General features: G+C 72.7%; 2 protein-coding genes and 3 pseudogenes. 3 read left to right on the forward strand and 2 right to left on the reverse strand.

All coding sequences use genetic code 11. The features are described from left to right. Positions 1 to 322 (forward strand): annotated as a pseudogene (locus ABZ281_RS36680) (hypothetical protein); the annotation flags it as partial. A 7-nt stretch (positions 323 to 329) separates the two neighbouring features. Here the strand turns inward: ABZ281_RS36680 and ABZ281_RS36685 are convergent. Then, complete coding sequence (locus ABZ281_RS36685) at positions 330 to 698, reverse strand: hypothetical protein (protein WP_356662376.1); 369 nt, start codon at positions 696 to 698, stop codon at positions 330 to 332. A gap of 250 nt (positions 699 to 948) precedes the next feature. On the opposite strand from ABZ281_RS36685, the gene ABZ281_RS36690 reads away from it, so the two are divergent. Continuing rightward, positions 949 to 3,027, forward strand: a complete 2,079-nt coding sequence (locus ABZ281_RS36690) for a SpoIIE family protein phosphatase (RefSeq protein ID WP_356662375.1) — start codon at positions 949 to 951, stop codon at positions 3,025 to 3,027. A 232-nt stretch (positions 3,028 to 3,259) separates the two neighbouring features. Here the strand turns inward: ABZ281_RS36690 and ABZ281_RS36695 are convergent. After that, positions 3,260 to 3,406, reverse strand: a pseudogene (locus ABZ281_RS36695) (putative protein N(5)-glutamine methyltransferase); the annotation flags it as partial. Between ABZ281_RS36695 and ABZ281_RS36700 the strand changes: the two are divergent. Continuing rightward, positions 3,406 to 5,094, forward strand: a pseudogene (locus ABZ281_RS36700) (elongation factor G-like protein EF-G2); the annotation flags it as partial. The pseudogenes ABZ281_RS36695 and ABZ281_RS36700 overlap by 1 nt on opposite strands. Positions 5,095 to 5,198 lie beyond the last annotated feature (104 nt).

Here is a 5,198-nt window from a genome sequence, read left to right on the forward strand (position 1 = left end):
ACGGCAACTCGCTGCTGAGGCGCAGCAGTTCGGGCCGCTGTGGGAGCTCGCCGAAGGGCTGGACGCCCTGCCGCGCGGAATCGCCATGCACCCCGCCGCGCTGCTGGGCGCCGCGGCCGGGCAGGGCCTCACGGTGCGGGCCAAGACGGTGGGCCCGTCGAACATCGGCAATCGGCTGGCCGCCGAAGGCATCCCGGCCACGGCCGGCTTCGGTCTGCCGTACGAGGGGCTGCACGGTGTGGACGAACGGGTGCACCCGGCGGACCTGCCCTTGGTGCACGCCGTCTACCGACGTGCCGTCCTGGGCCTGCTGACGGGGTGAGGAGCGCTCACCGGCTCTGCAGCCGCACGTGCAGTTCCTTCTCCTGGTCACCGGAGACGGTGCTCACGTCGTGCACGTCGAACAGCGCGTCCAGGGTCGTGCGGAACCTTTCGATCGCCCAGTAGCCGCCGTTCAGGTCGGCGTCGACGGAGGACGCCAGGTGCGCCGGTCGCGAGCCCTCGTGCTCGTCGGCGACGTCGAAGGTGCCGAGCCATACGGTCGGGCGGGTCTCGTGCAGTTCCTCGGGCACGTCGTCGGCACACCGGTCGGACTCGAAGCAGGAGCACAGTGCGTCGAACACGATCCGGGCGTCGTGCTTGCTGCACCCGCTGATCTCCACCGAGACGGAGTGGGGGTGCGGTCGCTCGTGGTTCATCGCCATCGTGATCGCTCCTCTCGAGGCCACCGGACGCCGTATCCGCCCCTACCCCAGCAAAGCACCACCTTCCGGCGAGCACTACCGGCGGCGCCCTTCTCCCGGTGGCGGTTTTGCGGGGCGGCCCACGCCGTGGTGGGAGATGGTGGAAGGTGACGGAAGGGGCCTTCGGGAATCGGCTCCGCGCGGTAGAACATGGGGTGTCGGCACACGACGGCGTGCCGCGAGGACGGCGAAGGCGGGGCGTGGGATGAGTGCAGCCGGGGCTCCCGAGTCCGAGGGCGACGGTCCGGTGCGCGGGTCGGAGCGCCCGAGCGGTCTGCTCGACGTGCTGCGCGTGGCCTCGGTGGTCCTGGACGCCGAGGGCCGCATCGTGCTGTGGAGCCCGCAGGCGGAGGAGCTGTTCGGGTACGCGGCGCAGGAGGCGCTCGGGCAGTACGCCGCCCGCATCATGGTCCACGAGCAGCATGTCGACCTCGTGGTCAAGCTGTTCGCCGACGTCATGGGCACCGGGCAGAGCTGGGCCGGGGCCTTCCCGATCCGCCGCAAGGACGGCGGCACCCGGCTGGTGGAGTTCCGCAACATGCGGCTGCTGGACGACCAGGGCGACGTCTACGCGCTGGGGCTGTGCGCCGACCAGACGACCGTGCACCGGCTGGAGCGGGAGGTGGCGCTGTCGACGCAGATGATCGCCCAGTCCCCGACCGGGTTGGCCGTGCTGGACACCGAACTGCGGTACGTCTCCGTCAACAAGGCGCTGGAGGAGATGCACGGCGTCCCCGCCGAGGAGCACCTGGGTCGCACGGTCCGCGATGTGGTGCCGCGGATGGACGTCGACGCCCTGGAGACCGCCACGCGCCGGGTGCTGGAGACGGGCACACCGGTCGTCGACCAGTCCACGATCGGCCGCACCCGGGCCGACCCGCACCAGGACCACGCCTGGTCGGTCTCGCTGTACCGGCTGGAGAACGCCTTCGGAACCGTGCTGGGCGTGGCCGTCTCGATCGTCGACGTCACCGAGCAGTACCGGGCCGGCATCGAGGCCGAGGCCGCGCGGCGGCGGCTGGCCCTGATCGCCGATGCCTCGGGCCGGATCGGCACCACGCTGGACCTGGACCGCACGGCCCGTGAGCTGGCCGAGGTGGCCGTGCCGGAGCTCGCCGACATCGCTGCCGTCGACCTGCTGGACGCGGTGGTGCAGGGCCGCCGCACCAGCCTGGGCCCCGCCGAGTCGGCCGTGATCCGCGCGCTGGCGGTGCAGGGGTACGACTCAGCCGAGGCCCTGGAGGCGGCCGACTCTCCCGGGCAGGTCGCCCGGTACGCCCCCGACCGGCTCGTCACCCAGTGCGTGCGCACCGCCAGCCCCGTGATGCTGCCGGAGGTCAAGGACGAGGACCTGGACCGCATCGCCCGTTCCTCCGAGGCGGCCGAGCTGCTGGGGCGGGCCGGGGTGCACTCGTATCTGGCGGTGCCGCTGATCGCGCGGGGCGAGGTGCTGGGAGCTCTGGACCTCAAGCGCACCCGCAACCCGCTGCCGTTCAGCGAGGACGACCTGCTGCTGGCGCGCGAGCTGGCCGCCCGGGCCGCCGTACAGATCGACAACGCCCGCTGGTACCAGAGCGCCCGCGAGACCGCGCTCACCCTCCAGCGCAGCCTGCTGCCCAGCCATCCGCCGGTGACGGGCGGGCTGGAGGTCGCCTCCCGCTACCAGCCGGCCGGGGCCACGAGCGAGGTCGGCGGTGACTGGTTCGACGTGATCCCGCTGGACGGCGGCAAGACGGCGCTCGTCGTGGGCGATGTGATGGGCAGCGGCATTCCCGCGGCGGCGGCCATGGGGCGGCTGCGGACGGCGACCAACACCCTCGCCTCCCTCGACCTCGATCCGCATGTGCTCCTGGAGCACCTCGACAAGATCACCGCGGGGCTCGAGCAGACCATCGCCACCTGCGTCTACGCCGTTCACGACCCGCATCTGCGGCAGTGCCGGATCGCCAACGCAGGGCACCTTCCGCCGGTGCGGGTCCGGCCCGGCCGAGCGCCGGAGCTGCTCGACCTGCCCACCGGGGTGCCGCTCGGCGTGGGCGGTGTCGCCTTCTCGACGACCACCGTCGACCTCGAGCCCGGCGACCGGCTGGTGTTCTACACCGACGGTCTGGTCGAGACCCGGCGCGACCCCCTCGACGAACGGCTCGACACGCTGCTGTCACTGCTCGAGGGGCCCGACCGGCCGCTGGAGGACGTCTGCGACCTGTTGCTGCGCACGCTGCACGAGCCGGACAACTTCGACGACGTGGCCCTGCTCATCGCGCGGGCGACCGCACCGGAGTGAGGGCCTCGGGGCCTGGCCGGGTCGGGTCCGCGAAGTCCCGTCGTTCGCCCGGAGGGCGGGCCCCGCGGCGTCCGATGCGTGCTCTCGGCGTGCCGGGCAAAGTCCCTCGTACCGGACGTACTCGGGGCCTCGTCCGGTACGGCGAGTGCGGGTACCCCCTGCTCGAGCGGAGTCGAGAGCTCGGGGGAGCGTGCCAGGCGTCGCGGGGCAGGCGGGACTTCGCGGCCACGACCTACGGCCTGACGCCGATCACCACGTGGGCGTACAGCTCCTCCGACACGGCCAGCCGTGTCGCCAGACCGTTGCGTTCGAGGGCGTCGACGGCGGTCGGGACCTGGTGCCCGCTCGTCTCCATCAGGACGCAGCCGCCGGGGGCGAGCGGACGACCCCGACGCCGTCCTGCCGCTCTACCTGCCGCTGCACGGTCCCCAGGCGCCCGACGGGCACGCGCCCGTGACCGGGCTGATCGGGCTGCTGTCGCAGAAGCTGTTCGACTACTCGACCGGCGAGCGCAAGGAGTCCGAGCCGGGCGAGGACCAGCTGCCGCTGATCGAGGAGGCCCGCAACCGGCTCATCGAGGGGATCATCTCGGAGAGCGAGGACGAGACCCTCATGGACCGCTACCTCGGCGGGGAGCCCGTCGACGTCAAGACGCTCATCGAGGACCTGGAGCGGGCCGTCGCGCGCGGGGCCTTCTTCCCCGTCCTGGCCGCCGCTCCCGCGGGTGAGGGCGCCCGGCAGGGGCTCGGCACCCTGGAGCTGCTGGAGCTGATCACGCGGGGCTTCCCGACGCCGCTGGAGCACGAGACGGTGCGGGTCACGACCATCGACGGCAAGCCGCGCGAGCTCAAGCCGTGCGACCCGGACGCCCCGCTGGTCGCGGAGGTCGTGAAGACCTCCTCGGACCCCTACGTGGGCCGGCTGTCGCTGATCCGCCTGTTCTCCGGCACCCTGCGCGCCGACCAGACGGTCCACGTCTCCGGGCACGGGCTGGCCGACCGCGGACACGAGGACCACGACGTCGACGAGCGGATCGGCGCCCTGTCCACCCCGTTCGGCAAACAGCAGCGCCCGGTGCCGCACGTGATCGCGGGCGACCTGGCCTGCGTGGCGAAGCTGGGCCGCGCGGAGACCGGCGACACCCTGTCCGCCAAGGACGACCCGCTGCTGATGGAGCCGTGGCGGATGCCCGACCCGCTGCTGCCGCTGGCCATCCAGGCGCACAGCAAACCGGACGAGGACAAGCTGTCCCAGGGCCTGGCCCGGCTGGTCGCCGAGGACCCGACGATGCGGCTCGAGCAGAACCAGGACACCCACCAGGTGGTCCTGTGGTGCCTGGGCGAGGCGCACGCCGACGTCGCCCTGGAGCGGCTGCGCAGCCGGTACGGCGTCCAGGTCGACGTCGTCCCCCACCGGGTGTCCCTGCGCGAGACGTTCGCCACCAAGTCGGCGGGCCGGGGCCGGCACGTCAAGCAGTCCGGCGGGCACGGGCAGTTCGCGATCTGCGAGATCGAGGTCGAGCCGCTGCCCGGAGGGTCCGGCATCGAGTTCGTCGACAAGGTCGTGGGCGGCGCGGTGCCCCGGCAGTTCATCCCGTCGGTGGAGAAGGGCGTACGCGCCCAGGCGGCCCGGGGAGTCGCGGCCGGGTACCCGCTCATCGACGTACGGGTGACCCTCCTGGACGGCAAGGCGCACTCGGTGGACTCCTCCGACGCCGCCTTCCAGACCGCGGGCGCGCTCGCACTGCGGGAGGCCGCGGCCGACGCGAGGATCCATCTGCTGGAGCCGGTGGCCGAGGTGTCGGTGCTGGTCGGCGACGACTTCGTGGGCGCCGTGATGAGCGACCTGTCGGGGCGGCGCGGCCGGGTGCTCGGCACCGAGCAGACCCCAGGCGGGCGCACCCTGATCCGGGCCGAGGTACCGGAGATCGAGATCGGCCGGTACGCCATCGATCTGCGGTCGATGTCGCACGGCACGGCGGGGTTCAGCCGCCGGTACGCGCGGCACGAACCGATGCCTCAGCAGGTCGCGGACCGGGTGCGCGAAGAGGAGCGCAAGGCCTCGTAGTTGGCGCCGGGCGGGCCGCCTACCAAGGCACCGGCACGGTCGGTGGCAAGAGCGGCTACGCCTTCAGAGTCACCGCCACCGACGGCCCGGACACCTTCCGCATC

This window comes from Streptomyces sp. NPDC006265 (assembly GCF_040613555.1).
Classification (GTDB): domain Bacteria; phylum Actinomycetota; class Actinomycetes; order Streptomycetales; family Streptomycetaceae; genus Streptomyces.